The following is a 24,907-nucleotide window of genomic DNA, read 5'->3' as shown; positions in this document are numbered from 1 at the left end:
GATAGGCCTATCAGAATACCCTTTTTTATTGTAGTAGATAGAATTAGAGTTTCATATTACTGCTGTGACCTGGTGAAAGCTTAGCTTCCGGATCGATATAGACTTTTGCGTTATTCACAGCCGTTGGAGCTTCACCGAATCCTACAGCAATTAGCTTTAGCTTACCCGGATATGTGGTGATATCACCGGCCGCAAAGATACCTGGAATACTTGTTTCCATACGTGAGTCAACGACAATGGAGTTTCCTTCAATATCGATACCCCATTCTGCAATAGGTCCTAGCGAGGAAACAAATCCGAAATTGACGATTACACTGTCGACTTCGATCTCTTGTGTTTCCTTGGTTTTGATATGGGATAAGGTAACCTTAGTTATGAACTCGTCACCATGCAGTTCTGTAATTTCAGTAGGTGTAATTACGTTAACTTTGGAAGCCATCAGATTCTCTACGCTGTGTTCATGCGCACGGAATTTATCCCGGCGGTGAATCAGGGTTACCTGCTCCGCGATCGGCTCCAGCATTAGCGCCCAGTCTACTGCGGAATCTCCGCCACCGCTAATCAGAACTTTTTTATCTTTAAAGGCATTTAAATCATTTACAAAATAATGGAGGTTGGCTTTTTCAAACCGTCCTGCGTCTGGCAGTTCTAAACGGCGAGGTTCAAAAGCGCCTACACCAGCTGTGATGATAATAGCCTTACTGTGGTATTCTGCTACATCAGTTGTAACTACAAAATGGCGTTCGTCCCGTTTCTGAACAGAAATTACTTTCTCCTCCAGCCGGATATTCGATTGGAACATATCCATTTGCCGTGTCAGGTTGTCAACCAATTCTTGTGCAGTTACTTTTGGGAAACCTGCTACATCATAAATGTATTTTTCAGGATAAAGTGCAGCAAGTTGTCCTCCCAATTGGGGCATACTTTCAATAAGTGTTACTGATGCCTGACGCATCCCACCGTAAAATGCGGCAAACATGCCAGCTGGACCGCCACCTATGATTAAAAGGTCGCTCATAGGAACGCCGGATTGCTCTTGTGTCACGGGATATTACACCTCCGAGTTGATATATTCATTTTGCCATACTTGTATTCTTTCTTATTATAAACATTGTGACACATACCTGCAAAGAAAGACTTTAGAACACAATAAGAATGTGACGTTTTTTAGTATTTTAATGTTTGATTAATACTACACTAAGGTTTACAATGGATATGGTCAATTTAGAAATCCTTTAAGTTTGATTGGAATTTCTTCTAAATATAAGTGTATAAATTCACAAAAAGGACCGTACATTGTTTCAATAAAAAATACAAAGACAGATTTACCTCTTGGAAGGAGCCGGAACATGAGTAGTATTCCCAAAATCGTAATCTTAGGCGCGGGCTATGGGGGTATTTTGACCGCACAGCGCTTACAGAAGGCTTTGAACTATAATGAAGCGGATGTCACGCTCGTAAACCGTCACGAGTACCACTATTTTACTACCCATCTACATATGCCTGCTGCGGGTACAGATAGTATTGAACACACTCGGGTGTCTATTTCTAAACTAATCGATGAATTCAAGATCGATCTCGTTAAGTCATCTGTTCAGGAAATTCGTACCCAGCAGAAAAAGATTATTTTGGAGGATGGTACTCTTTCGTATGACTATCTCGTCATTGCTTTGGGCGGAGAGCCTGAAACCTTCGGTATCCCAGGACTTGATAAATACGCACTGACGATCCGGAGCATCAACTCCGTCCGTTTGATTCGTGAACATATTGAGTATCAATTTGCCAAATACAAGAACGAGAACAACGCTCAGGAGCATATCAATTTCGTAGTCGGTGGTGCCGGCTTTAGCGGAATTGAATTTGTGGCCGAATTAGCGGACCGCATCCCTGGGTTGTGTAAAGAATTTGACGTTGATCCAAGCATGGTAAATATATATAACATAGAAGCTGCTCCAACAGCTCTGCCTGGATTTGCACCAGAACTTGTTGAGTATGCAATGAACCTGCTCACTAAGAAGGGTGTTACATTCAAGATGGGCGTTGCGATCAAGGAATGTCTACCAAACGGTGTAATTCTGGCATCAGGTGAAGAGATTAAAGCTTCTACAATTGTCTGGACAGGCGGAATTCGCGGAAATCGTCTGATTGAAGCTGCAGGATTTGAAGCTATGCGTGGTCGTGTGAAAGTAGATGAATATTTACGTGCACCAGGCCAAGACAATATCTTCATTATTGGAGACGGCTCCTTGATGATTAACCCAGAAGGACGTCCTTACCCGCCAACAGCACAAATTGCTATGCAACAGGGAGAATGCTGTGCACATAATTTGGTGGCTGCGATCCGTAATCAACAACCAAAGAAATTCGCATTCAGCAATAAAGGAACAGTAGCTTCTCTAGGTAAAGGACAAGGGATTGCTGTAGTTGGCAGCAAAACTTACAAGGGCTGGACTGCAGCTCAATTGAAAAAAGTTGTGGATATGCGCTATTTGTTCATTATCGGTGGAATTCCGCTGGTTCTGAAAAAAGGAAGATTCTTATAAGATGCGTCACTGCAGCGTGCAGGTGCGTGGATTGCTGACAAGAGAAGAATTGGACCGATACAACGGACTGATTGAGGTTGGATCTTATCTGGAGGATCAGAATCAGTACGATCTAGCTTATGTTGTCCAAAAGGAAATTGATCTGCTCATTCTCCCTGGCATTGAACGCTTAAAGGAAAAAGGGCGAGCGCGTGACCGGGCTACGGCTGAATTTTTGGAAAGTCTGCGTGATGATGAAGATGACAGCGAAGAGGATGAGGAAGCAGGAACCTCGTTATAGCATTCAAAAAGGGTGAGTCTCCATAACGATCTGGAAACTCACCCTTTTTGTTAAAATATAAGAAAGTATAAGTTTCACGTTATACATTATTCTTATATTTCTCGCATAAACGCTTACCGTCCTTTTGGGACGCTGCAGGCGTTTTTGCTTGTTACAATTTAAGCATTTCCTCAAAAGAATCCTCAGTCAGCAGGTTGCCGACATAGAAAGGTCCGAATTCACCGTAGCGAGCACTGACTTCGTCAAAGCGCATTTCGTAGACCAGCTTTTTGAATTGCAGAGGATCTTCAGCGAACAGGGTTACACCCCATTCCCAATCATCAAAACCTACGGAACCGGTGATAATCTGTTTCACCTTACCAGCATAACCTCGTCCGATTAATCCGTGAGAAGCCATCAGCTCGCGGCGTTTATCCATATCAAGCATATACCAGTTATCGGCAAGCTCGCGTTTCTTGTTCATTGGATAGAAGCAAATATGCTTCGCTTGCGGCAAAACAGGCTTTAGACGTGCGATGACATGTGGATTCTGCATAGGGTCGCTACCATCGCTGCCCCCCGCAAGGTAGTTGCTTAATTCAACAATACTTACGTAGGAATAGGCTTTAGTTGTATATTGAGCAAAAGCTATTTTGTTAAAGGCTGTCTCAAGCTGGTTCAGAGCTTCCAAACTTTCACGCAAGAACATCATTACGAAATCGGCCTTCTGGCCAACGATGGAATATACTGCAGAGCTGCCTTCCTTCGCTTCTTCGACAGTGCTCCACTCCTGCATAAAAGCATGTAATTCTTCCATAGCAACGGCACGTTCTTCATCATCTGCTGCCGTCCATGCGGTCCAGTTCAGTGAGCGGAAGTCATGCAATGCATACCAGCCTTCCAGTGTCATAGCGGCTTCGTTCATGATCTCACTCCTTAAAAGTTTTACGAAGCTTAAGCTTCGCTGAATAACTTCGCGTAAAACTTGCATCGAAAGCATACACTTAGTTTTACGAAGCCTAAGCTTCGCTGAATAACATCGTGTAAAACTTGCATCGAGAGCATACACTTAGTTTTACGAAGCCTAAGCTTCGCTGAATAACATCGTGTAAAACTTGCTACGAAGCTCCTGCATCATAGACTATGTACGATTCATTAATCTATATGCATTGTATCGCAATCGAGTTGCTTAGAGCAAATGATGACAATCTGTTGTAAGTGAATTAGGCCTAAATTTGAATAAAGTTCATTGCTTCGTGACATTTTTTCTAGTAAACTTACTACTAGCTCGTATAAGATGTGCGCTTCTTTATAGAAAGGGGTAGTGGCGGTAACATGGGGTTTATTCCAGTGTTTATCCTAACCGTTTTATTCTTTGTGATGATGTTTGGTATTGGATTTATTCTTAACATGTTAATGAAGACAACCTGGTTTCCCGCTTATCTATTCGTTCTTATTATTCTACCCGTCGTAGTCTATTCCATTTGGGATAGAAGCGCGATGTCGCTTTGGGAGCATCTCTCCAGTTTCCACTTTGTTGATTACTTAACGGGTGTTGCTGGTCTTGCAGGTGCTATATTGAGTGGATGGACCATTCAAAAACTGCGCTTTGGTGGTTACAAGATGTTTTAAAGATTTAATTGGAAGACCTGCGGCTCTGATGTGAGAGTCGTTTTTTTGAACATATAAGCTTTTAGGTGCTAAGAATCAATTTTGAAATTCAGCGAGAAACGGAACCTTCCTCTTTCAGAGGACAGCGAAGCCGTTTCTTCTTGTTTAATAGAGGCAGATAATCGTAAGAAAAAGCTGATTATATAGCGAAAAGAGTCGGAATTGGTAGTTTATTTACATTTCCGGCGACGTTTTTTATGATAGAATAGAATCCTGTATGAATTCGTGAAAACAAGGGGGTATCCGTAGATGCGCATGAGTAACTTACATCATTTCACCGAACATCATCGGTACTGCGTTTCCCGCGAATTTGGTCTTAGTGTTATAGATGGACGTATGCTTAGCTCTGTGTATCAACCTATGGTAGGAGCTTTTGCAATCAGTTTCTATCGCTTGCTGGTTGAACATGTGCCAGCAGATAGCATTGGCTATTCTGGAGTGGAGCAACAGCGCAGATTATTTATGACGCTAGGCGTTGAACCGAATGAGAAAGGCCGCAAATATTTAATAGATCAGGCTTCCCGGTTAGAAGCGGTAGGTCTGTTGCAGACCTGTCGAATCTATGTGCCGGAAACCGATGATTACTTATATGAATATGAGCTTATGCCGCCGCTATCGCCAGCTGACTTTTTTGCTACTCAGCATTTGACGTTGCTATTACGCGATAAGATCGGCAAGTTTGCTGTGCTGTCCTTACGGGAACAATTCTGGAACCGAGAGCCAGAAGAGTGGAGTCGCAGATCCATAGGCAAAGAGAATATCTCCGTGCCTTTTTATGATATTTTTCAACTAAATACACATGTCATTGATTATGAACTGGAACAGGCACTTGCAGAAGTGGCCTCTGTGCGTCAGCCCGGCATGCGTGAATCGGGAGAACAGGCGATTGGATATAGCGATATTATTTTGCGTTTTCCACGGGAGTCTGTGAACCGGGCTCATGTAGAAAAACTTCGCTTTGACCATACTCAAATGGGTGTTATTAACTATGTAGCTCATAAGTATGAACTCAGTCCACAGGATTTATGTCGTCTGCTGGATGAAGATGGCGTGTTCTCGCCGGAAGGCGAGGTAATACTGGATGCACTGCAATATAAAGCCAGCCAGCATTTCAGGCAAGATATGAAACGGCAGGAAAAGCGTGAAATTGCAGCTGCTAAGGTTGTTTCCATCCGAGCCAGTGCCTCCGAAGAGAATGATGATTCTATTGCGCCACCGGAGCAATCTGTAGAGATGGAGTATTATGTAGAAGTACCACCACAATTTTTGTCCAAATGCGACATTCACCAATATAATATGATGCTGCGGAACGAACCTTATACGCGGCTGCTTCAAACCTTTTTTCCAGGTGCAGTACCCAGTCATTTGATGGATATGTTCGAGAAAATAGATTTGAACTATAAGCTAAGCGGTGAAGTAATCAACGTACTTATTCATTATTTAATGACTATGGTAGCCTCTGGTGGAGAACAACGAATGAACCGCAATTTTGTGGAGGCTATTGCTTCCAATATGCTGGTTAAACAAGTGAACACCTACGAGAAGGCTGTAAAATATATCAGGGATCAGTCCAAAGTGAAGGGCAAGGGTGCCACAACTAACACGGCAGCAGGACCACGATCACGTTCATATGCTAAAAATGCAGGCAGATCGGCCAAGCCGGAAATACCGATTGGGCTGGACGATGGAAGTGCCGGAACGGTATCGGAAGAGGAATTCGCGGCGATGATGAAGAAAGCGGCAGAAATTAAAGCCAGCAAGAAAAAAGGCGTTTCCCAAGCGCCGTAATGAAAGAGAGGTGGAACTATGGAGTCTATGGGCGATGTACTTCGTTCGATCAACAATCCAACTCTACGGCAGCGTCAACGCGATCTTGAACAGGGGTTATTCAATCATCCACTTGTGAAGGCATTGCAGTCCGAACATCCTGAGCTGGATGAATCGCGACTGCGGCTTCATATGAGCCGTCTGTATCAATATGTTGAGGAAAGTCGCAACTGCGCGAACTGTCCGGGACTTGAGAAATGTCCAAATGATTTTCCGGGGCATTATAGTAAACTTACGGTAGAGACTGTGAATGGTTCAACGGATTTATATGAACGCAAAACGCCTTGCCGTCTTAAAGTGGCACAGGATAGTCAGGATAGTATCCGCAAACGTATTCGCAGCTTTTATGTGGACGAGCGTGTGCTTAATGGCGGTTATGATGAAATAGATATTATGGGCAAGGATCCACGCCGGGTCTCGGCGGTTAATAAAATATTTGATTATATTACAAGCGTTAAAGATGAAGGTCTGACCTCACGCGGGATTTATTTACACGGAACCTTTGGAACAGGTAAAACATTTCTGATGTGTTACTTGCTTCATGAGCTTGCTGTTGCCGGCTATACTGGAGTTATCGTATATATGCCAGATTTTATCGAGGATTTAAAATCGATTATGATGGACGGCCAGAAGTTAAAGGAAACCGTGGATACGATGAAAAACTGCGATTTGCTTATCTTTGATGACATTGGTGCAGAGAACTTAAATCCATGGGCACGTGATCACGTGCTTGGCGCGATTCTAAATTATCGGATGAACCGTAAACCAACCTTCTATACCTCGAATTATCCGCTCGATGGTTTGGAGAAACATCTTAGCTTTACAAGCAAGGATGGCGAGGAGATCTATAAAGGCCAACGTTTGATGGATCGTATTGCTCCTTTTGTGGATGTTATTCCACTACACGGGGAGAATCAACGGGGGACAATTAGATAAGCCGGAGTATTCAAAACCTTAAAATTCAGAGAGAGCAGCGATTCTCCGTTTATTGGAGGGTCGCTGTTCTCTGTTTTCTTTCTCTAAATTACTTTTTAAAAAAAAGAAGCCGCCCCAAGTAGCATTCGCTATTTTTGAGACAGCCTCTTTTTATATTACGATGATTCCCTTACTCCGAAATGAACTTAATGATGACCATGCCGAAAAAGACAACGGTCATAAATGCAGTCATTCCGAAAAATCCATTCATTAAATCGCCTAGATCATTGCGGGGTTCTTCGTTGATGTGTTCTCGTGGGTCCCGTACTTGCGCGTTGACATCCATAGCTTCTGCCTCCTTACAGGGACAATGCCTGTATTGTTAAGATGCAAATTAAGTTGATCATTATGAAATAAGTCATTGACATTTAATGCGCTTTCTTAGAGTATACCGAAAGGCTGGGGAGATTGTAAAGAAAAGAGTAACGTAAATAAAATTAGTTTGAGGGCAATATAATTGTATGTGATATATAACATATCCCTTAAAGATATGTTATACTGGAATTGTGTCGGTAAGTGGTAATTTGGTTATCATATTACATGAAACAATTTATTAACTTATATTTTCGGAGCAGCTTCCATAAACTAAGCTTTGCTTTAGAATGGATTAATGTTTCGTAAAACTTTAGAGGAGGAACAATATCATGGCTATCGTGAACGTGTCTGACCAAACCTTCAGTAACGAAGTGGAAGGTCAAGGTACTGTAGTAGTAGACTTCTGGGCTCCTTGGTGTGGTCCTTGTAAGATGATTGCTCCAATCTTGGACGAATTGTCCGCAGAACTGGGAGACAGCGTGAAGATTGCAAAATTGAATGTGGATGAGAATCCGGAAACGGCTTCCCGTTTTGGCGTTATGAGTATCCCAACCCTGATCTTCTTCAAAGACGGTCAACCGGTAGATAAAGTTGTGGGATTGAACTCCAAAGAATCCCTGAAAAATATCGTAGCTAAACATCAATAATTGTTAAATGCTACTGTTCGGGCCTCGGCCCTGCCGCTCAGCGCCTTCGGTTCATTCCGGAGGCGTTTTGTGCGCTAAAAGCCAACTAATCATGGAATTATAAGAGTATAAGTTTCTCTCTATACTTTATCCTTATAATTCTCGCATAAACACTTGCCGTCCTTAAAAGGACGCCGAAGGCGTTTTAGCTTGGTCCAATTTAGCTGGAGGGGATCAATTTGGACAATATCCGCAACAAACTGGCTCTATTACCCGATCTGCCCGGGTGCTATCTGATGAAGAATGAAGAAGGCACCATTATTTATGTGGGCAAGGCGAAGGTTCTAAAGAATCGGGTTCGCTCTTATTTTACAGGCAGTCATAATGGTAAGACTCAGCGACTTGTCGCTAATATTGCTGACTTCGAATATATTGTTACGTCCAGCAACATGGAAGCGCTCATTCTCGAGTGCAATCTGATTAAGAAGCATATGCCACGTTATAACGTTCTTCTGAAGGACGATAAGACATTTCCTTATATCAAAATAACGAATGAAGCTCACCCTCGGCTTGAAGTTACACGCCGGGTGATTAAAGATAAAGCAAAATATTTTGGTCCTTATCCTAATGGTTATGCAGCACAGCAAACGAAAAAGCTTCTCGACCGTATGTATCCGCTCCGTAAATGCGGCGTAATGCCGAAGGAGGTCTGTCTCTACTACCACATGGGCCAATGCTTGGCGCCTTGTGAGAAGGAAGTGCAGAAATCTGAGTATGAGCAGATTACGCAAGATATCGCTGCTTTTCTAAGCGGAGGGCATGATGCGGTTAAGAAGGATTTACAGCAGAAAATGCAGGAAGCTGCTGAGGAATTATATTTTGAGCGGGCGAAGGAACTGCGGGATCAAATTATCCATATTGATGCATTAATGGAGAAACAGAAGATCAACACTACGGATACTAAGGATCGCGATGTTTTTGGGTATGCCGTAGATAAGGGATGGATGTGTGTACAAATTCTGTACATGAGGCAAGGGAAGATGATCCAGCGTCATTCCTCCGTCTTTCCGTTCTATGGGGAAGCCTACAGTGACTTTATGTCTTATGTGACGCAGTATTACAGTGATAATCCTGCCCTGCCGCAGGAGATTCTTCTACCGGATGTGCTTGACGAGGAAGCCGTGGTTGATAAAGAAGCTAAACCGGCGATTGTCATTGCTGCTCCAGCCGAGGAAGAGCTACAAAAGGGGGAAGATACTCCCGAGTCGCCTGAAGAAGCTGAGGCACGTGAAATCGCCGCTGCGGAAGCATCAGCAGCAGGTGTTGTTGATGCCGCAGGTGGCGCCTCTATTCTACAGGAGTGGCTCGGTATCAAAGTACTGGTGCCACAACGTGGACTCAAGAAGCAGATGGTCGGTATGGCCTGCCAAAATGCTACAGTCGCAATCGACGAGAAGTTCCGGCTTATTGAACGAGATGAAGTACGTACCTCTGGTGCCGCAATGAGCTTAGGCGAGAGCTTGGGGCTCGAACGCTTAAGCCGGATCGAGGCGTTCGATAACTCGAATATTCAGGGGACCAATCCGGTCTCTGCGATGGTTGTCTTCATTGATGGCAAGCCCGCGCGAAAAGAGTATCGTAAATATAAAGTTCGTACAGTAGTGGGTGCGGATGATTATGGAACGATGCGCGAGGTCATCCGGCGGCGGTATGAACGGGTGTTGAAAGAGAACCTTCCGATGCCAGATCTTATCGTAGTCGATGGTGGTAAAGGGCAGATTTCTTCCGCTATTGATATTCTGGAGAACGAGCTGGGGTTATTCATTCCGGTCTGCGGTCTCGTTAAGGATGACAAGCATAAGACGGCTCAGCTTCTGGTTGGAGATCCGCCAGAACCCGTCTCTTTAGCTCGGGATAGTCAGGAATTTTACCTGCTACAACGGATTCAGGATGAGGTGCATAGATTCGCTATCACCTTCCACCGTGAGCAGCGCGGGAAGTCCATGGTTACCTCTAAGCTGGACTCCATACCAGGTATAGGCGAGAAGCGGCGCAAGGCGCTGCTTAAGCATTTCGGATCGCTAAAGAAAATTAAAGAAGCCTCCATAGAGGATTTTAAATCACTTTCTATTGGCGAAAAGCTGGCTAGTCAAATTCTTGAGGCGCTCAAGGATGAAGAGCCGGCGACATAGGGCCTGATTGCGTAAATATAAAAAAGGTGTCATAGCAGGTTTCTGCTGTGACACCTTTTTTTATTATCGGTTATCCACCCGTTACTTCTTTAAATGATAGATGTCGGTTCAACCGGCTTCGGATCAGGTTTTTGTGGTGGATTAAACCGGTAGACAATGTAGGCGACTATGAACGGCATGATAATCGCGAAGATACCTGCTCCGACATTCACGCTTTCCTTCATAAAGATCAGCGTAGCGCCCATCAGAATGCTGTCAAACACGACATGACTGAACATGACAGCAATAAAGCCGTAACGAAGGAAAATATAGCTGAAGAGCAGCCCGATCACGGTAAGCTCAATAGGACGGGAGCTGATAGGGTAGATCGGATAAAGTGTATGACCAAACGCCCATACCAGCGTAGTGATCAGGCAAGCGATGAACGTGCTCCGGAACACCTTTTTCAATATAGGGATTCCGAAAAAACGATAAATAGCTTCCTCGGATAACCCGGCGAGCCATGCAACGATAGGCAGCAGCCAAGCATATCTCATGTTGTAAGGAGATTGAGTAGCGTCAGTAGTGGACCAGTTCTGCAAAGTCAATGATAATACGATGAACATAAGGGTCTGTACCCCTAGCAGCACGAATGCCCAGATGTATCCAGCCCGAATACTATCCAGCACGTATTTACCATAGCCAGGCTCTTTAGCACGAGGCCATGGGTTCATCCCCTCTTCTTTTTTCCAAAGGCCGTCCCCTCCAACTAAAGAGAAATAGAGCAGGGAGGACATTAGCAGGCTATATAAGGCATAAATGATGAACATAATGACGGAAGTGATCTGAACCTCGAGTCCTTCGCCCGAAGATTCAGGAAGCATATTATAGGTGCTGATCATCATGATTACAAAATAAGCCGAGCTTAGGAAAATTCCGCGCTTAAAGGAGGTATGTTCTCTTCTAAGTATGCTGTAGATGAGTGCCAAAATTCCTAAAGCTAAGGTAGGCAGACCGTAACCGAATAGAGTAAGCTTTTCCGCGAGAGAGGTCTGGTCCTTCACGTAGGAGGTATGCCAGGCAGGAGCAGTAAATCCGGCTTTAAAGCTGGATACCTGTTCGTCAGCGAAATCGAAATAATAGTGAAGCAAGGATTCGCCGATCTGAACGGAACGGTCAGTATACACGAGCCCATAGTATCCTGCATTCGATTCAATTTGCAGCTTGGCGGGATTTACATCCCATTCCTGAAGCCAGGGGCGGGCAAGATTTTCTTTTTGTGCCAAAGACAAGTCAGCACCCTTGTCCTCTTCTTTTGCACCAGTGGTTACATTGCTTGCCGATTCTGCAGATGATCCTTCTGCTCCTTGTGTGAAGGCGACAACTGCGCCAGTATACATATTGAGGTCAACGGAGATCAGTGGCTCTTGTTCCGCTGAAGGACTAAGTGTTACACGAAAGATGTCAAAAGGATATCGTTGATCCAATTTCTTTTTTGTATAGTCCTCCAAAAGCTTCTCGCGGGACATATAACCATAAAAGGAAGAATCCGTTTCATAAAGTACATTCCACTGATCGTTTGGTGCTTTGGTATAGTTTAACTTTTGTTCCGCAAATGATATCGCTTTGTCGCGGGCTTCCGCCTTACTGATGACGGTAGTATCTTCCCCGGCAGGGCTATTTAGCACCGAGGGGGCAATCTGAAACATAATAAATAGAATAAGACCGATAATGCCCGAGATGATGAGCCACTTGGAGAGGGCACGTTGCTGTAAGGGCTGGCCAACGGGATTCATGTAACGCCTCCTTGTAAACTGACAATGTTATGTTCCATTATAGTATTAGTGCCATGATAGTTACAAAAATCATCGTATATTTTTTTTATGGGTAATAGAGATATTATAGAATAGGAAACTGAATATATACCATGAATTTAAAGTGATCATTTCTTCATTTTTCATGAAAAACGATGCAATTGCAGGGAAAACACGGAAAAGTGATGAGAAAAGGCACTCCTTCTGGTACATCCTCTCCAAACCGCATTTTTCATATGAATCACCATTAATTGTGTCTTTGTGATTTATCGAAATAACAGATATAATTTGTATGCAATTGTATATAGCCGAATTTCAGGTGAAAACGGGGGAACCATAAGAAGTAATGAAAAGATGAGTATACGCCGTAAAAGGTGACTTTATTCATCAGGGGTGAATTTCGTTCTAGGAACGAATAGGGCAGCCTGCACAGTCCGAATCCGTCAGCTAACCTCGTAGGCTAATTTACTGCAGGAACCAAGGGTAGCATTGGTTTTCCAGTGCTTTTTTTGTTGGAATTCTTTAAATTAAGATAAGAGGGTGAGCATAGTGGCTTCACAGTTTCGCAGAGTTTCTGAATCAAAGTTTCTGAAGCTCTCTCCGCCTCAGATTATGGTGCTCGGTTTTGCATCGATTATTCTGATAGGAGCTTTGCTGCTTATGCTTCCCATTTCGAGTACGAGCGGGAATGCTGTGAGTTTTATTGATGCATTGTTTACTTCGACATCGGCAACCTGTGTGACTGGACTTGTGGTGCTGGACACCGGGACGACATTCACCTTTTTTGGAAAAACCGTGATTATGTTGCTTATCCAGGTTGGCGGCTTAGGTTTTATGACAATGGCCACCTTATTTGCCATGATGATGAAACGCAAAATCTCTTTGCGGGACAGGTTAATCCTACAGGAAGCCATGAACCAAGGTTCTATGGAGGGGATTGTTCGGCTGATCCGGAGAGTACTTATTTATTCATTAGTCATTGAGGGCTGTGCAGCGGTGCTGCTGTCCATACGTTGGGCGTTTGATATGCCGCTGGGAAAGGCCATTTATTTTGGGATATTTCATGCAGTGTCGATGTTTAATAATGCTGGATTTGATATTTTTGGGGATTTTCGGAGTTTAACCGACTATGTATATGACCCGCTAGTGAATATCGTGGTGATGTTTCTGATTGTCTCCGGCGGTATTGGTTTTATTGTCATGTCTGATCTGGTGGAGTTTCGTGTAAAACGTAAATTGTCTTTGCATAGCAAAGTTGTACTCTCTACCACGGCTGGGCTTATTGTTATTGGTGCTTTGGTTATTTTTATATTTGAATTTACGAATCAGCGCACACTGGGTAATCTTAATTTCGGCGGCAAAATATTATCGGCATTCTTCCAGTCTGTATCGCCCCGAACCGCTGGTGCCAATACGGTGGATATTGCCGGACTCCGGCAAGCCTCTCAGTTCTTTATGGTTATTCTTATGTTTATTGGTGCATCACCGGGTTCAACGGGTGGCGGGATTAAGACTACTACCTTTACCATTATGATAGGTGCGGTAATCGCGATGCTGCGCGGGCGTGAAGATGTTGTACTGTTCCGTTATCGATTGGCGCAGGAGCGTATCTATAAAGCGTTGACGTTAACATTACTAGCTTTACTATTGATCCTCTCTGTGTCGATGGTACTTTCCACAACAGAGGATAGTAATTTCTTAGCGATCTTATTTGAGACAACCTCGGCCTTTGCCACGGTAGGGCTAACGATGGGGCTGACACCTGAACTATCTATCATCGGTAAGATTCTGATCTGTCTGACTATGTTCGCAGGTCGACTAGGTCCATTAACTTTAGTGTATGCGCTTGGTCCTAAACAGGGTAAACCATTGTATAAGCATCCAGAAGGTAAAATAATTATTGGATAGGAGCTAATCAGAAATGAAAGCACAGCAATTTGTAGTAATCGGCTTAGGGCGCTTTGGGTCAAGTCTCGCGCTTGAGCTGATGGAAATGGGCTACGAGGTGCTCGGGATTGATCACCATGAAGAACGCGTAGAGGAAATGAGCGATCACTTGACACATGCCGTAGTGGCAGATGCTACAGATGAGGGGATTATGCGCTCACTAGGTGTACGGAACTTTGACTGCGGGATTGTAGCGATTGGCGACAATATGGAGCGAAGTATTCTGGCGGCAATTTTGTTAAAAGAGATTGGAGTGAAGCAAGTTGTAGCCAAGGCGATCTCGATTCTTCATGGTCGTGCGTTGTCCAGGCTGGGCGTGGACCGGGTTATTTTTCCGGAGCGGGATATGGGCATTCGTGTAGCACATCAGCTTGTGACACCCAATTTGCTTGATTATATTGAACTGTCAAAAGATTATAAAATCGTGGAGCTAACCGTACCGTCCTGCATGAACGGGAAAAGCTTGTCCGATTTAAATACAAGAGCAAAATATGGCTGCAGTATTGTTGCCCTGAACAGGGAAAGTGGAATTATCGTTGCTCCAACGGCTCATGATCATTTGAGCGAAGGCGATGTAATGGTACTCATTGGTTCTAATGAAAGTATTGATCGATTTGAGAATGAGGTTGTAAACCAAGATTAAATAGTTAGCCCTTCGTCCTTTCATTGGACGGAGGGCTTTTTAAATTTAAGTTGCACGAGAGAGGCAGGGATTACTTCTCTCGTTCTGTCAGAAACATTTCTTCTGTAACCTGCACCAGGCTGCGGGCCGCTGTGCTCAGGGTTCCATCGTCACGGTAGATCAGACAGGTAGTTCGCTGGGTCTGCTCTAGCTCTTTAATATGCAGAGAGACCAGTCCACCACCGTTTAACAGCTGCGGACGCAGATAAGACTTAGGCAGTAATGCGGCTACATTGACCGTCGGCAGCAGCCGCACGATGGCTTCGAAGGAGTCAATTTCCATACGTACGTCGGGATCAATCCCGCAGCGCTGGAAGAGATCGTCCGTTAGACGGCGATACCAGGTGCCTTTGGAGAAAAGGATCATTGGCAGTCGGGACAGATCATCCATGGTCAGCTTGGAAGACTGATTCAGAGGATGATGCTCAGAAACAACCAGCCTAAGCTGATCCTCAAACAGAGAAATACAGCGCAGTCCAGGCTCTTGAATAGAGGAAGCAATCAGACCTATATCTGATTTCCCTTCACTGACAGAGGAGACAATCTCATGCGTTCGGCCTGTGATTAGCTTTAGCTCCGCTGTCGGGTACTTTTCCATATATGCGTTAACCAGTGGAGGCAGAGTGGTCTGCAGTGAAGTGAGAGATGCCCCTAAGGTGACCAGCTTTGGCTCGCCTTCTTTGTATTTAGACAAAGCCTCCAGAAATTTAGAACGCTGCTGACGCTGTTCAAGTGCGTAGGAATAAGTGAGACGCCCAACCTCGGTTAACTCCAGCCGTTTGCCATAACGATTAAACAGCGCGACACCTAGACGTTCTTCCAGCTTGGAGATTTTACGAGATAGGGCAGGTTGGGACAGATTGAGCTGGCGCGAGGCGCGATTCAAGCTAGAATGCTCCACAACCGCTGCAAAAACATCTAAATCGTCAAACATATTTATGTTCCTCTCGTAGTGCAATCTATAAACAGTAGTGACGAAATTCATAGCCTTGAAGACAATACTTCTTGCTCCATAAGGAAATAAAAGATTTGTCGGAAAATGTTGCTTCTCTAAATGAGAATTATTATCATATAAAATCTATTCTTATGCGTTTATTGTATAACGATTAATAATTAGATTGCAATTCCCTTATAAGGGAAAAAGGAGTAACATGAAAAGTGACACAAGATATTCACATTTTGTGAAAAAGAAAACAAAGTCCGGGAAACTAGGGGATAGCGGTAAATATAGGCATTTTGTCATTACATAGTCTACGTTATCCTGTGTCAAATGTAGTTCCGGCGGTGAATACACATTAATGAAAACGCTGTTTTAATCGGAAAGGGGTTACTTTGTATGAAAGGATTTTATTCCAGAAAGATTCATTCCTTGCTAGGCGTTATCCCGCTTGGAGCCTTCTTCATTGAGCACATGATGACGAATTTTGCGGCTGTAGAGGGTGGCGCTTCCGGTTTCACTGACAGTGTGATCTGGCTGAACAGCCTGCCGCTTGTCTTCTTCCTGGAATTGTTCGGTATATGGCTTCCTCTGCTATACCATGGCGTATATGGACTGTATATTGCCTATCAATCCAAGCCGAACTTAAACCGTTTCAACATTGAAAGAAACTGGCGTTATACGCTGCAACGTATTACAGGAATTATCACCTTTATCTTCATAGTCTGGCATTTGTTCCAAACTCGGGTTCAGGTGGCAGTAGGTAGTGTTGAGCACGAAGAATTGGGCGGTCTGATGCATGATATCGTGACTCAACCACTGATGTTGACACTGTATATTATCGGTATCGTTGCAGCATGCTTTCACTTCTCGAACGGCCTATGGTCTTTCCTGATCAGCTGGGGAATCACGGTAGGACCTCGTTCACAGCGGGTATCCTCTTACCTTTGTCTGGGTATTTTTGTTCTTGTAACGTTCATGTTCCTCATTTCGTTAGTCACTTTCCGTGATGCCGAATTTCAAACCGCAGCTTCCATAGCTCAGTCCATAAAGACTTTCATCTAAGTAATTACCTCTCAGGACTAGATTCCAGAATCCTTTCTGATATTTTCGATAAAGGGAGTGAACTATCATGGCAACAGCAAATATCATTATCGTGGGCGGCGGTCTGGCCGGCCTGATGGCTACCATCAAGGCAGCGGAGTCCGGTGCGCATGTTCAATTATTCTCATTAGTGCCTGTAAAAAGATCACACTCCGTTTGTGCACAGGGCGGCATCAACGGCGCTGTAAATACGAAAGGAGAGGGCGACTCTCCTTGGGAGCATTTCGATGATACCGTTTATGGCGGTGACTTCCTGGCGAATCAGCCACCGGTCAAGGCGATGTGTGAAGCGGCACCAGGTATCATCCACCTCATGGACCGGATGGGCGTAATGTTCAACCGTACACCTGAGGGACTACTCGACTTCCGTCGTTTCGGAGGAACGAAGCGTCACCGCACTGCATTTGCTGGCGCAACGACAGGCCAACAGCTGCTGTACGCGCTGGATGAGCAGGTGCGTCGCTGGGAATCTGAAGGTCTCGTAACCAAACGGGAGAACTGGGAGTTCCTTTCAGCTATCATCGACGACGAAGGCGTATGCCGCGGCATCAGTGCTCAGAATCTAAAGACGATGGAGATTGAGACTTTTCCTGCGGATGCTGTTATTTTGGCTAGCGGCGGGCCTGGTATTATTTTTGGTAAAACGACAAACTCCGTAATTAATACGGGGACAGCTGCAAGTGCGGTATATCAACAGGGCGTACACTATGCCAACGGAGAATTTATACAGATTCACCCAACAGCTATTCCAGGAGATGACAAGCTCCGCCTAATGTCGGAATCGGCACGTGGCGAGGGTGGTCGTATCTGGACTTATAAAGACGGAAAACCGTGGTATTTCCTCGAAGAAAAATATCCGTCCTACGGTAACCTGGTGCCGCGTGATATTGCTACACGTGAGATTTTTAATGTGTGTGTGGATCAAGGGCTGGGCATTAACGGTGAGAACATGGTGTATTTGGACCTCTCTCACAAGGACCCAAAAGAGCTGGATGTGAAGCTTGGCGGGATTATAGAAATTTATGAAAAATTCATGGGGGATGACCCTCGTAAAATACCGATGAAAATCTTCCCGGCTGTGCATTATTCTATGGGCGGTATGTGGGTTGATTACAACCAAATGACGAATATTCCTGGTCTGTTTGCTGCAGGCGAATGTGAATATCAATATCATGGAGCGAATCGTCTAGGCGCTAACTCTCTGGTATCTGCCATTTACGGTGGTATGGTCGCAGGACCAAAGGCTGTTGAATACATTAAAGGTCTGAAGAAATCATCACAGGATATCTCTTCAACGGTATACGATAACTTCCACAAAAAGCAGACAGACAAATATGAGTCTCTGCTAGGGATGTCAGGTACAGAGAATGCTTATGTGATTCACAAGGAGCTGGGCGAATGGATGACCGCCAATATGACGGTTGTGCGGCACAATCCGAAGCTGGAAGCGACCATTGGCAAAATTAAAGAGCTTAAAGAGCGCTACGGCAATATCAATATGAATGATACGTCACGCTGGAATAACCAAGGTGTGGCATTCACCCGCCAGCTGTGGAACATGCTGGAGCTCTCCGAAGCGATGACATTGGGCGCGCTAATGCGCAATGAAAGCCGCGGTGCTCATTACAAGCCGGAATTCCCGGATCGTAATGATGAGGAGTTCTTGAAGACCACGAAAGCAACCTGGACTGCAGACGGTCCACAAATCTCCTACGATGAAGTCGATGTCTCACTGATCCCTCCACGGGTACGTGATTACTCGAAGGATTAATTTTTTAAGCAGCGAAACAGCTTGCGAGGCAAGCTTAATGAAATAAAATTAGGCAATTTGAGGAGGGAACCATTATGGCGGAAACTGCTACAGCTCCCAAAAACGTAAAGTTTATCATCACCCGCCAGGACGATCCACAAAGCTCATCTTATGTTGAGGAATTTGAGCTCCCTTATCGTCCGGGTATGAATGTAATCAGTGCTTTGATGGAAATTCAGCGTAACCCTGTGAATGCCAAAGGTGACAGCACCGTTCCGGTATGCTGGGATTCCAACTGTCTAGAAGAAGTATGCGGAGCTTGCTCGATGGTGATCAACGGCAAACCTCGCCAAGCCTGCGCAGCGCTTATAGACAATCTGGAACAACCTGTACGCATTGAGCCAATGAAGACATTTCCGGTGGTGCGTGACTTAGTGATTGACCGTACTCGGATGTTCAACGCACTTAAACGAGTAAAGGCCTGGATTCCAATCGATGGTACGTATGACCTTGGGCCGGGACCACGTATGCCGGAGAAGAAACGGCAGTGGGCTTATGAATTATCTAAGTGTATGACTTGCGGCGTATGCTTGGAAGCTTGTCCGAATGTCAACGAGAAGACGGATTTTATCGGACCCGCAGCCATCTCACAAGTACGCCTATTCAATGCTCATCCTACGGGTGAAATGAATGCTGATGAAAGATTGGACGCTCTGATGGAAGATGGCGGTATTGATGGTTGTGGTAACTCACAGAACTGTGTACGCGCTTGTCCGAAGGGTATCCCTCTTACTACCTCCATTGCAGAAATTAACAAGCAGACGACAAAACATATGTTCAAACGCTGGTTAGGTGTGTAATAAGTAGTACCGCCAGATCTTTAATATTGAGCTATCCTCAAAGGTGGATTTTAATTCGCTGGGGATAGCTTTTTTGTTTATAATTGGTAGGGAATAGGAAATTGGTATTTCTCAGAATAAGGAATAGTATATGCTATAATGTCCATTGTTAACGTACGTTAGTGTGGAACAACAGGGAGGAATAATCGTGATTTGTCGGGAGCATGATGGAGCAATTGTAATGGTTAAACAGCATGATCACGGGAAGTTAGCTGGAGAGCTTGCCATTTGGTTCAAGGAAGAGCATGTGCCGGAAGAAGGGCGCAGAGATGAGGTGCTCTGGGCGGTAGCCGAACATGACCGGGGCTGGATTGACTTGGATGAGACACCCTTCTGGAACGATGCGGAGCATGCGCCTTACAGCTTTATTGATTTTCCTGTAGTGCCGAAGCTAACCTTTTATAAGCGAGGACTTGACGAGATTGAGGCGCGAACACCGTATGGAGCGCTTTTGTGCAGCTTGCATTTTGAACGACTCATTAAGATTTCAGGATTGGATTATCCAGAACTGACTTTATATCAAGAGCATGAGGAAGAACGTAGATCCCGTATTCACCGAGAGCTAGAAGTATCCAAGCCAATTGGTGAAGATGAACTCTATTATGATGCCCGTCTTTTAGAGTTCTGTGATGATTTATCCCTATATTTGGCCTTAAATGAGCCGGGGAGCCCGAAATCAGAGGAGCATCCATGGTGGCGTGAAGGGTTCTCCGGAAGTGAAGATTTCAGTTTTACATCAGGTCGTACGATAACCGTGGAGTGGAAAGATAAGTCAACGTTAGTGCTGGATCCTTTTCCATTTAAGAAGACGGTAGAAGTAGCATTTACGATGAAACGAGTCCCAAAAACAGAAATTGCTAAGAGAGGCATTGCACCCGCATATAGTGATACACCGGAAGAAGAATGTAGAATTGTACTGACGGCTCGAAACGAAAGCTGAACGGAAGGAGAAACTCCGTATGAAGATACAATCGTCTGGGGCTTCTCCCAATAAGGAACATACTAATTCGGGTAAAGACACCCATTCTAGCGCCTCTGGACGGCGATCTAAGGGCAAGACAACAATGACCCGCCGGCAATTCCTGGCTCGAAGTGCGGCTACTGTAATCGGCGCTGGTTTGCTTACAAGCGGTTACGCTTGGCAAGGGGAGCCAAACTGGATTGAGGTTACTAAACTGAAGCTGTCTTTCAAAGATCTTCCTTCTGCTTTTTCAGGGATGAAGGTTGTCCATTTTAGTGATACTCATCTTGGGTTTAATAAAGATGCCCGTGATTTGGAACGGCTTGCAGAACGTATAGCTAAGGCAGAACCAGATCTTATATGCTTTACCGGTGACATCGTAGACAGCAATCCTGAGGATCTTGTAGACGCCATACCTGTATTGGCATCGCTGAGTGCTCCGCTAGGGAAATATGCGGTTTTAGGCAATCATGATTACAAAAATACGAAGCGGATTATCGATCTGCTTACGTCGGCAGGCTTTCGGGTGTTAAGGAATGAATCCTATCTTCTAAAAAGAGGCGGATCCGTTATGGCTGTGACGGGACTGGATGATCTGCTGCATGGCGAGCCTGATCCTGTGAAGGCACTCAGTGGTGTGCCAACAGGAACCTTTGCCCTTCTGATGATGCATGAACCGGACTATGCTGATACAGCAGAGACTCATTCTTTTCACCTGCAGCTATCCGGACACAGTCATGGGGGACAAATTCGCCTGCCGTTTGTAGGTGCGCCATTCACCCCTTACGGATCCCAAAAATACATAAATGGATTGTATTATACAGATGCCAAGCGCATGCCAGTGTATGTGAATAGAGGCTTTGGCGAAACAGTCATGCCTTTTCGTTTTTTATGTCGACCTGAATTAACGGTGCTAACGCTGCATCATTCATCGGATGAATAGGCTGGACTTTTAACTGTATGGAGGGGGGAGAGAGTATGAGCACCTATGAGGCAGTATCGTTCCAGACGCAACTAGGTATGGCGGTCGACCTGAGGCTGATTCTGCCTGAGGATGCTTTTGCTTTACAGCAGCTGCTCTCCCATCCAGAAGTGCAGGCACATATTCAAATACGTAATGGCGCTGGATCAGATCCTGCTCAGGTGGAGAAGCTGGTGAACCGGATGTTATTTGCATTTGATCCTTGTGCACTACATGCGGGTATCTATTTGAAAGAGCAGCAGAAGTTGATTGGTATAGTTGCTTTACAGCATTGGAACCGTCGTGAGGGAAAGGCCACTTTAGGATACATGCTAGACCCGGCGTACTGGGGAGGCGGACTGGCGACAGAGGCGGTTGGCTTATTCTTGAATTACAGTGTTCATACGCTTGGGATAACACGGATTGAAGGACGCTGCCGAGGAGATAATATTAGATCCGAACGTGTGATGCTTAAGAACGGTATGATGCTGGAGCGAGTGTTGCCCAGAGTAGGGTCCTTGGACGATGTAATGAAAGTATTCACATTGTTACACAAATGAAATAATGCCGTTATGAAACTCTAACAGTGTCCGGTTAAACTAAGTACATGACCCCCTTTTAAAAATATAAATGCTTTGGGACCCGATGATTCGGGTCCATTTTTTTTGTCAGGACCTTATCTGATCGTTTATGATTAATAAACAGTCGAATGAATTGAGAAGGAGGCGTAACATTTTGAATGATGTAATCCAGACGTTAATGAATCACCGTTCTTTCCGGCAGTATTCTGATCTACAAGTGGAGCCAGAGAAGTTAAAGATAATGATCGAATCCGCCCAAGCAGCGCCCTCATGGGTAAATGGACAGCAGGTCTCAATTATAGCTATTAAAGATCCTGCGCGTAAGGAGCAGCTTTCGGTCTTGTGCGGCAATCAGAAGCATGTAGCAGCAGCACCCGTCTTTCTGGTGTTCTGTATGGACTTCTATAGGGCAAAATTAGCAAGTGAGCTGGAAGGTAAGTCTTTTGAAGCGGTAAAAGATGTAGATGCTCTGCTCGTTGGCGCTACAGATGTCGGTATCTCATTGGCTAACGCGATTGCAGCGGCAGAATCCATGGGACTCGGGATTATTCCTATTGGGGGTGTTCGCCGCAATACAGCAGGTGTTATTGATCTGTTGAAGCTGCCGGAGTACGTATTCCCTATCGTCGGCCTCTGTGTCGGATATCCAGCGGAAGAGATTGCACAGAAGCCGCGGCTGCCGATGGAAGGAGTGTTTCATGAGGAGCAATACAATCCGGATGTGGAAGGTCTCCTGGAGGCGTATAATCAAACCCACCGTGAATATATGCAGCAGCAGGGATTAACGGAGAGGGATTGGACGAGCACAATTGCTCATTTTTATGATATTAATCCGGAATACGGAGATGCGAAGCGCACCTTGAAGCAGCAAGGGTTTACCTGCGATAACCTATAAATAAACGACAATGCACCAAGCGGAGATTGGTTTAACGGAGGGTAACCCCACCACTAAACCAATAACACTTGGTGCATTTATTTAAATATAAGAAAGTATTACAGAGAAACTTTGATTTTCTCGCGTTGTTTGTAGTAAACCCAATGTGTAAAGCCTATCGCTTTAAGCTGTGTGGCTACCGCATCTAAGTCTTCAGCGACTCGGGATGGCTTATGCGCATCCGAACCAAAAGTAACCTCTACGCCAAAATGGTGCACGCGCTCCAGTATCTCTTCTGATGGATACCAGCCGCCAACCAGCTTGGTTCCGCCTGAGGTATTAATTTCGATCGCCACGCCACATTCACTAATCACCTTCAGACAATCATCAATGGGCTTGGGTGCAGGAATATCGGAGAAGGCTGGGTAGTTCCCTTTCATCGCATCAATGTGTCCAAGAATTTGGAACATGCCACTGCGGGCTGAATCAGCAATCAATCGGTAATAATCAGACTTCACACGAATCTGTTCATTCTTACTAAGCCCTTTCCAGCGACCTTTGTTAAAGATACTAACGCCGCCAACACTATGTACCGATCCAATCACATAATCAAAAGGGTAGGCAGATAATGTTTTGCGGTAAAGCTCGGCATGCTCAGGGAAATAGTCTGATTCGATGCCTAGCAGAACGTCGATTACACCTTCGTATTCTTTTTTGAGGGAGAGGACTTCCTCAACATAATTTGAGAATTCAGACTTACCCATAGCAATTTGAGGAAAAGCCTGTTCGGAAGGACTTCCGAAATAGGGGGTATGGTCAGAAATGCCTATTACCCCTAGACCCGCTGAAATTCCAGCTTCGATATAGTCTCTAATCGTTCCATCGGCATGACCACAGCGAAAATGATGTGTATGCAGGTCAAATTTCATCAAGATCAACTCCTTTAAACAAGGTTATGCAATACGCTCAGAAGTATCGATTCCACTTTCTGGGTGTGTGTTACTCAGAGCCAATAAATTGTGTCTCCGGCATACCTTTGAGATCACTAAGAAACTGTCTCATGGCAGAGTTCACGTATTTCCCAGACTTCGTTATGACACCTACAGGATGTGTGACTTCCAATTCAATAATAGGCACAATTTTGAGGGAACCGGCTCGAACCTCAGCGGTTACTGACTGCTTGGAAATAATGGCTGCACCTAAATCGAGCTCGACCATCCGTTTCACTTCCTCACTGCTGGTCAGTTCCATAATTACCTGTGGCTCTATGCCATGCTTGGCGAATACCTCATCGGCAAATTTACGGCCCACTGTATCTGGAGAGAGCAGAATTAGCGGGATTTTGTTTAGGGCTTCTATACCTGCGGTCTTAACTTGAGCCAGGGGGTGTCTCGGTGAGACCACCAACTCGAACGTATCATAATAAAGAATGGAAGTAGTCATGCTCGGACTACGTCCGATCAAATAGCCGATGCCGACATCGACAATGCCACTCTCGACATGCTGATAAATTTGAGACGAGGACATAGAGGAAATGGATGTTTTGATATGAGGGAACTGGTCTTTAAAATAGGATAAAATACGCGGTAAAATTTGAATGGCGATTGAGGTAGTCGTGCCGAGAATAATATGTCCTTGGGGATTATCTTCAAGGTCCGCAAGTCTTTGTTTAAGCTCCTCGACAATCGTCACAATTTGTTCCGCATGCTCCAGAAATACAGTCCCTCGATCGGTTAGTGTAACAGGCTGGTTCCGGTCAACCAGCTGTGTTTTGAACTCTTCTTCAAGGCTCTTGATTTGTGCTGAAACCGCTGGTTGGGTCAAGTTAAGCAGTTCTCCGGCCTTGCGAAAGCTCATCGTTTTGGAGATCGTTATTAGTGTCTCCAGCTGGCTGATGTTCATGGAATACCTCCTTTGGACAAGCGAATATGAAAGTGATGGGGTGATATTTTACGTTCCATGTTGGCATTTGATTTAAATTATAGGAGATAATACCCGACAGAGCAATGT

General features: G+C 44.8%; 23 protein-coding genes and 1 riboswitch. Of the genes, 16 read left to right on the top strand and 7 right to left on the bottom strand.

Annotated elements, in window-relative coordinates; all coding sequences use genetic code 11:
* Positions 1 to 43: 43 nt before the first annotated feature.
* A complete protein-coding gene (locus R50345_RS24925; protein WP_094877850.1) occupies positions 44 to 1,018 on the bottom strand; it encodes an NAD(P)/FAD-dependent oxidoreductase in 975 nt (324 codons plus the stop codon).
* 331 nt (positions 1,019 to 1,349) lie between these two features.
* Here R50345_RS24925 and R50345_RS24920 point away from each other — a divergent pair, with 331 nt between their 5' ends.
* Together R50345_RS24920 and R50345_RS24915 are read left to right on the top strand one after the other, a co-directional pair.
* Entirely contained in the window at positions 1,350 to 2,543 is a 1,194-nt protein-coding gene (locus tag R50345_RS24920) for an NAD(P)/FAD-dependent oxidoreductase (protein WP_042130890.1), read from the top strand.
* Between the two features lies 1 nt (position 2,544).
* Positions 2,545 to 2,823 (top strand): hypothetical protein, encoded by a 279-nt coding sequence (locus R50345_RS24915; RefSeq protein WP_042130889.1) that lies wholly within the window; start codon positions 2,545 to 2,547, stop codon positions 2,821 to 2,823.
* A gap of 151 nt (positions 2,824 to 2,974) precedes the next feature.
* On the opposite strand, the gene hemQ is transcribed toward R50345_RS24915, so the two are convergent.
* Positions 2,975 to 3,727: a hydrogen peroxide-dependent heme synthase gene (hemQ, locus tag R50345_RS24910; RefSeq protein ID WP_042130888.1), complete on the bottom strand. Its 753-nt coding sequence runs from the start codon at positions 3,725 to 3,727 to the stop codon at positions 2,975 to 2,977.
* 410 nt (positions 3,728 to 4,137) lie between these two features.
* Here hemQ and R50345_RS24905 point away from each other — a divergent pair, with 410 nt between their 5' ends.
* From R50345_RS24905 to dnaI, 3 genes are all read left to right on the top strand, one after another.
* Entirely contained in the window at positions 4,138 to 4,434 is a 297-nt protein-coding gene (locus R50345_RS24905) for a YuiB family protein (protein WP_042130887.1), read from the top strand.
* A gap of 288 nt (positions 4,435 to 4,722) precedes the next feature.
* Positions 4,723 to 6,261 (top strand): replication initiation and membrane attachment family protein, encoded by a 1,539-nt coding sequence (locus tag R50345_RS24900; protein WP_042130886.1) that lies wholly within the window; start codon positions 4,723 to 4,725, stop codon positions 6,259 to 6,261.
* Positions 6,262 to 6,279: 18 nt separating this feature from the next.
* Entirely contained in the window at positions 6,280 to 7,236 is a 957-nt protein-coding gene (gene dnaI, locus R50345_RS24895; protein WP_042130885.1) for a primosomal protein DnaI, read from the top strand.
* 169 nt (positions 7,237 to 7,405) lie between these two features.
* On the opposite strand, the gene R50345_RS31490 is transcribed toward dnaI, so the two are convergent.
* Complete coding sequence (locus R50345_RS31490) at positions 7,406 to 7,561, bottom strand: YqzM family protein (protein WP_094871648.1); 156 nt, start codon at positions 7,559 to 7,561, stop codon at positions 7,406 to 7,408.
* A 358-nt stretch (positions 7,562 to 7,919) separates the two neighbouring features.
* Between R50345_RS31490 and trxA the strand changes: the two genes are divergently transcribed.
* Both trxA and uvrC read left to right on the top strand, forming a co-directional pair.
* Positions 7,920 to 8,237 carry a thioredoxin gene (gene trxA / locus R50345_RS24890; RefSeq protein ID WP_042130884.1) on the top strand — a complete coding sequence of 106 codons (318 nt, stop codon included), beginning with the start codon at positions 7,920 to 7,922 and terminating at the stop codon, positions 8,235 to 8,237.
* Between the two features lie 212 nt (positions 8,238 to 8,449).
* Complete coding sequence (uvrC, locus tag R50345_RS24885; protein WP_375105298.1) at positions 8,450 to 10,408, top strand: excinuclease ABC subunit UvrC; 1,959 nt, start codon at positions 8,450 to 8,452, stop codon at positions 10,406 to 10,408.
* Positions 10,409 to 10,497: 89 nt separating this feature from the next.
* Here the strand turns inward: uvrC and R50345_RS24880 are convergent, their stop codons facing one another.
* Complete coding sequence (locus R50345_RS24880; protein WP_042130882.1) at positions 10,498 to 12,183, bottom strand: CPBP family intramembrane glutamic endopeptidase; 1,686 nt, start codon at positions 12,181 to 12,183, stop codon at positions 10,498 to 10,500.
* A 314-nt stretch (positions 12,184 to 12,497) separates the two neighbouring features.
* A riboswitch (cyclic di-AMP (ydaO/yuaA leader) is annotated at positions 12,498 to 12,679 on the top strand.
* A gap of 134 nt (positions 12,680 to 12,813) precedes the next feature.
* Here R50345_RS24880 and R50345_RS24875 point away from each other — a divergent pair.
* Positions 12,814 to 14,109, top strand: a complete 1,296-nt coding sequence (locus R50345_RS24875) for a TrkH family potassium uptake protein (RefSeq protein WP_042132457.1) — start codon at positions 12,814 to 12,816, stop codon at positions 14,107 to 14,109.
* A 13-nt stretch (positions 14,110 to 14,122) separates the two neighbouring features.
* The gene (locus R50345_RS24870) at positions 14,123 to 14,791 is read left to right on the top strand and encodes a potassium channel family protein (protein ID WP_042130881.1); all 669 of its coding nucleotides are present in this window, start codon (positions 14,123 to 14,125) and stop codon (positions 14,789 to 14,791) included.
* A 70-nt stretch (positions 14,792 to 14,861) separates the two neighbouring features.
* Here R50345_RS24870 and R50345_RS24865 read toward each other — a convergent pair whose 3' ends face one another.
* A complete protein-coding gene (locus R50345_RS24865; RefSeq protein WP_042130880.1) occupies positions 14,862 to 15,764 on the bottom strand; it encodes a LysR family transcriptional regulator in 903 nt (300 codons plus the stop codon).
* A 402-nt stretch (positions 15,765 to 16,166) separates the two neighbouring features.
* Between R50345_RS24865 and R50345_RS24860 the strand changes: the two genes are divergently transcribed.
* The 7 genes from R50345_RS24860 to R50345_RS24830 all read left to right on the top strand — a co-directional run bounded on the left by R50345_RS24860 (position 16,167) and on the right by R50345_RS24830 (position 22,918).
* Positions 16,167 to 16,832: a succinate dehydrogenase cytochrome b558 subunit gene (locus R50345_RS24860; protein ID WP_042130879.1), complete on the top strand. Its 666-nt coding sequence runs from the start codon at positions 16,167 to 16,169 to the stop codon at positions 16,830 to 16,832.
* 67 nt (positions 16,833 to 16,899) lie between these two features.
* Positions 16,900 to 18,642 carry a succinate dehydrogenase flavoprotein subunit gene (sdhA, locus tag R50345_RS24855; RefSeq protein ID WP_042130878.1) on the top strand — a complete coding sequence of 581 codons (1,743 nt, stop codon included), beginning with the start codon at positions 16,900 to 16,902 and terminating at the stop codon, positions 18,640 to 18,642.
* A gap of 74 nt (positions 18,643 to 18,716) precedes the next feature.
* Positions 18,717 to 19,481, top strand: coding sequence for a succinate dehydrogenase iron-sulfur subunit (gene sdhB, locus R50345_RS24850; protein ID WP_042130877.1), 765 nt, complete (start codon positions 18,717 to 18,719; stop codon positions 19,479 to 19,481).
* 187 nt (positions 19,482 to 19,668) lie between these two features.
* Positions 19,669 to 20,460 carry a DUF3891 family protein gene (locus R50345_RS24845; RefSeq protein ID WP_042130876.1) on the top strand — a complete coding sequence of 264 codons (792 nt, stop codon included), beginning with the start codon at positions 19,669 to 19,671 and terminating at the stop codon, positions 20,458 to 20,460.
* A gap of 19 nt (positions 20,461 to 20,479) precedes the next feature.
* A complete protein-coding gene (locus R50345_RS24840) occupies positions 20,480 to 21,424 on the top strand; it encodes a metallophosphoesterase (RefSeq protein WP_052414730.1) in 945 nt (314 codons plus the stop codon).
* Between the two features lie 35 nt (positions 21,425 to 21,459).
* Positions 21,460 to 22,002 carry a GNAT family N-acetyltransferase gene (locus R50345_RS30505; protein ID WP_052414729.1) on the top strand — a complete coding sequence of 181 codons (543 nt, stop codon included), beginning with the start codon at positions 21,460 to 21,462 and terminating at the stop codon, positions 22,000 to 22,002.
* 175 nt (positions 22,003 to 22,177) lie between these two features.
* Positions 22,178 to 22,918 carry an NADPH-dependent oxidoreductase gene (locus R50345_RS24830; protein ID WP_042130875.1) on the top strand — a complete coding sequence of 247 codons (741 nt, stop codon included), beginning with the start codon at positions 22,178 to 22,180 and terminating at the stop codon, positions 22,916 to 22,918.
* Positions 22,919 to 23,016: 98 nt separating this feature from the next.
* On the opposite strand, the gene R50345_RS24825 is transcribed toward R50345_RS24830, so the two are convergent.
* Positions 23,017 to 23,826: a histidinol-phosphatase gene (locus R50345_RS24825; protein WP_042130874.1), complete on the bottom strand. Its 810-nt coding sequence runs from the start codon at positions 23,824 to 23,826 to the stop codon at positions 23,017 to 23,019.
* Between the two features lie 70 nt (positions 23,827 to 23,896).
* A complete protein-coding gene (locus R50345_RS24820; RefSeq protein WP_042130873.1) occupies positions 23,897 to 24,799 on the bottom strand; it encodes a LysR family transcriptional regulator in 903 nt (300 codons plus the stop codon).
* Between the last annotated feature and the right edge of the window lie 108 nt (positions 24,800 to 24,907).

Origin of the sequence: Paenibacillus sp. FSL R5-0345, from assembly GCF_000758585.1 — a bacterium.
Taxonomy (GTDB): domain Bacteria; phylum Bacillota; class Bacilli; order Paenibacillales; family Paenibacillaceae; genus Paenibacillus_AQ.
This window is presented reverse-complemented; position numbering and strand designations above follow the sequence as displayed.

Excerpts from the sequence above, each read along its gene's own strand:
- hemQ (WP_042130888.1), bottom strand. The coding sequence starts at position 3,727 with ATGAACGAAGCCGCTATGACACTGGAAGGCTGGTATGCATTGCATGAC.
- R50345_RS24920 (WP_042130890.1), top strand. The coding sequence starts at position 1,350 with ATGAGTAGTATTCCCAAAATCGTAATCTTAGGCGCGGGCTATGGGGGT.
- R50345_RS24870 (WP_042130881.1), top strand. The coding sequence starts at position 14,123 with ATGAAAGCACAGCAATTTGTAGTAATCGGCTTAGGGCGCTTTGGGTCA.
- sdhA (WP_042130878.1), top strand. The coding sequence starts at position 16,900 with ATGGCAACAGCAAATATCATTATCGTGGGCGGCGGTCTGGCCGGCCTG.
- R50345_RS24865 (WP_042130880.1), bottom strand. The coding sequence starts at position 15,764 with ATGTTTGACGATTTAGATGTTTTTGCAGCGGTTGTGGAGCATTCTAGC.
- R50345_RS24880 (WP_042130882.1), bottom strand. The coding sequence starts at position 12,183 with ATGAATCCCGTTGGCCAGCCCTTACAGCAACGTGCCCTCTCCAAGTGG.
- R50345_RS24820 (WP_042130873.1), bottom strand. The coding sequence starts at position 24,799 with ATGAACATCAGCCAGCTGGAGACACTAATAACGATCTCCAAAACGATG.
- R50345_RS24875 (WP_042132457.1), top strand. The coding sequence starts at position 12,814 with ATGGTGCTCGGTTTTGCATCGATTATTCTGATAGGAGCTTTGCTGCTT.
- sdhB (WP_042130877.1), top strand. The coding sequence starts at position 18,717 with ATGGCGGAAACTGCTACAGCTCCCAAAAACGTAAAGTTTATCATCACC.
- R50345_RS31490 (WP_094871648.1), bottom strand. The coding sequence starts at position 7,561 with ATGGATGTCAACGCGCAAGTACGGGACCCACGAGAACACATCAACGAA.
- R50345_RS24900 (WP_042130886.1), top strand. The coding sequence starts at position 4,723 with ATGCGCATGAGTAACTTACATCATTTCACCGAACATCATCGGTACTGC.
- R50345_RS24925 (WP_094877850.1), bottom strand. The coding sequence starts at position 1,018 with ATGAGCGACCTTTTAATCATAGGTGGCGGTCCAGCTGGCATGTTTGCC.
- R50345_RS30505 (WP_052414729.1), top strand. The coding sequence starts at position 21,460 with ATGAGCACCTATGAGGCAGTATCGTTCCAGACGCAACTAGGTATGGCG.
- R50345_RS24905 (WP_042130887.1), top strand. The coding sequence starts at position 4,138 with ATGGGGTTTATTCCAGTGTTTATCCTAACCGTTTTATTCTTTGTGATG.
- trxA (WP_042130884.1), top strand. The coding sequence starts at position 7,920 with ATGGCTATCGTGAACGTGTCTGACCAAACCTTCAGTAACGAAGTGGAA.
- R50345_RS24825 (WP_042130874.1), bottom strand. The coding sequence starts at position 23,826 with ATGAAATTTGACCTGCATACACATCATTTTCGCTGTGGTCATGCCGAT.
- R50345_RS24860 (WP_042130879.1), top strand. The coding sequence starts at position 16,167 with ATGAAAGGATTTTATTCCAGAAAGATTCATTCCTTGCTAGGCGTTATC.
- R50345_RS24915 (WP_042130889.1), top strand. The coding sequence starts at position 2,545 with ATGCGTCACTGCAGCGTGCAGGTGCGTGGATTGCTGACAAGAGAAGAA.
- dnaI (WP_042130885.1), top strand. The coding sequence starts at position 6,280 with ATGGAGTCTATGGGCGATGTACTTCGTTCGATCAACAATCCAACTCTA.
- R50345_RS24840 (WP_052414730.1), top strand. The coding sequence starts at position 20,480 with ATGAAGATACAATCGTCTGGGGCTTCTCCCAATAAGGAACATACTAAT.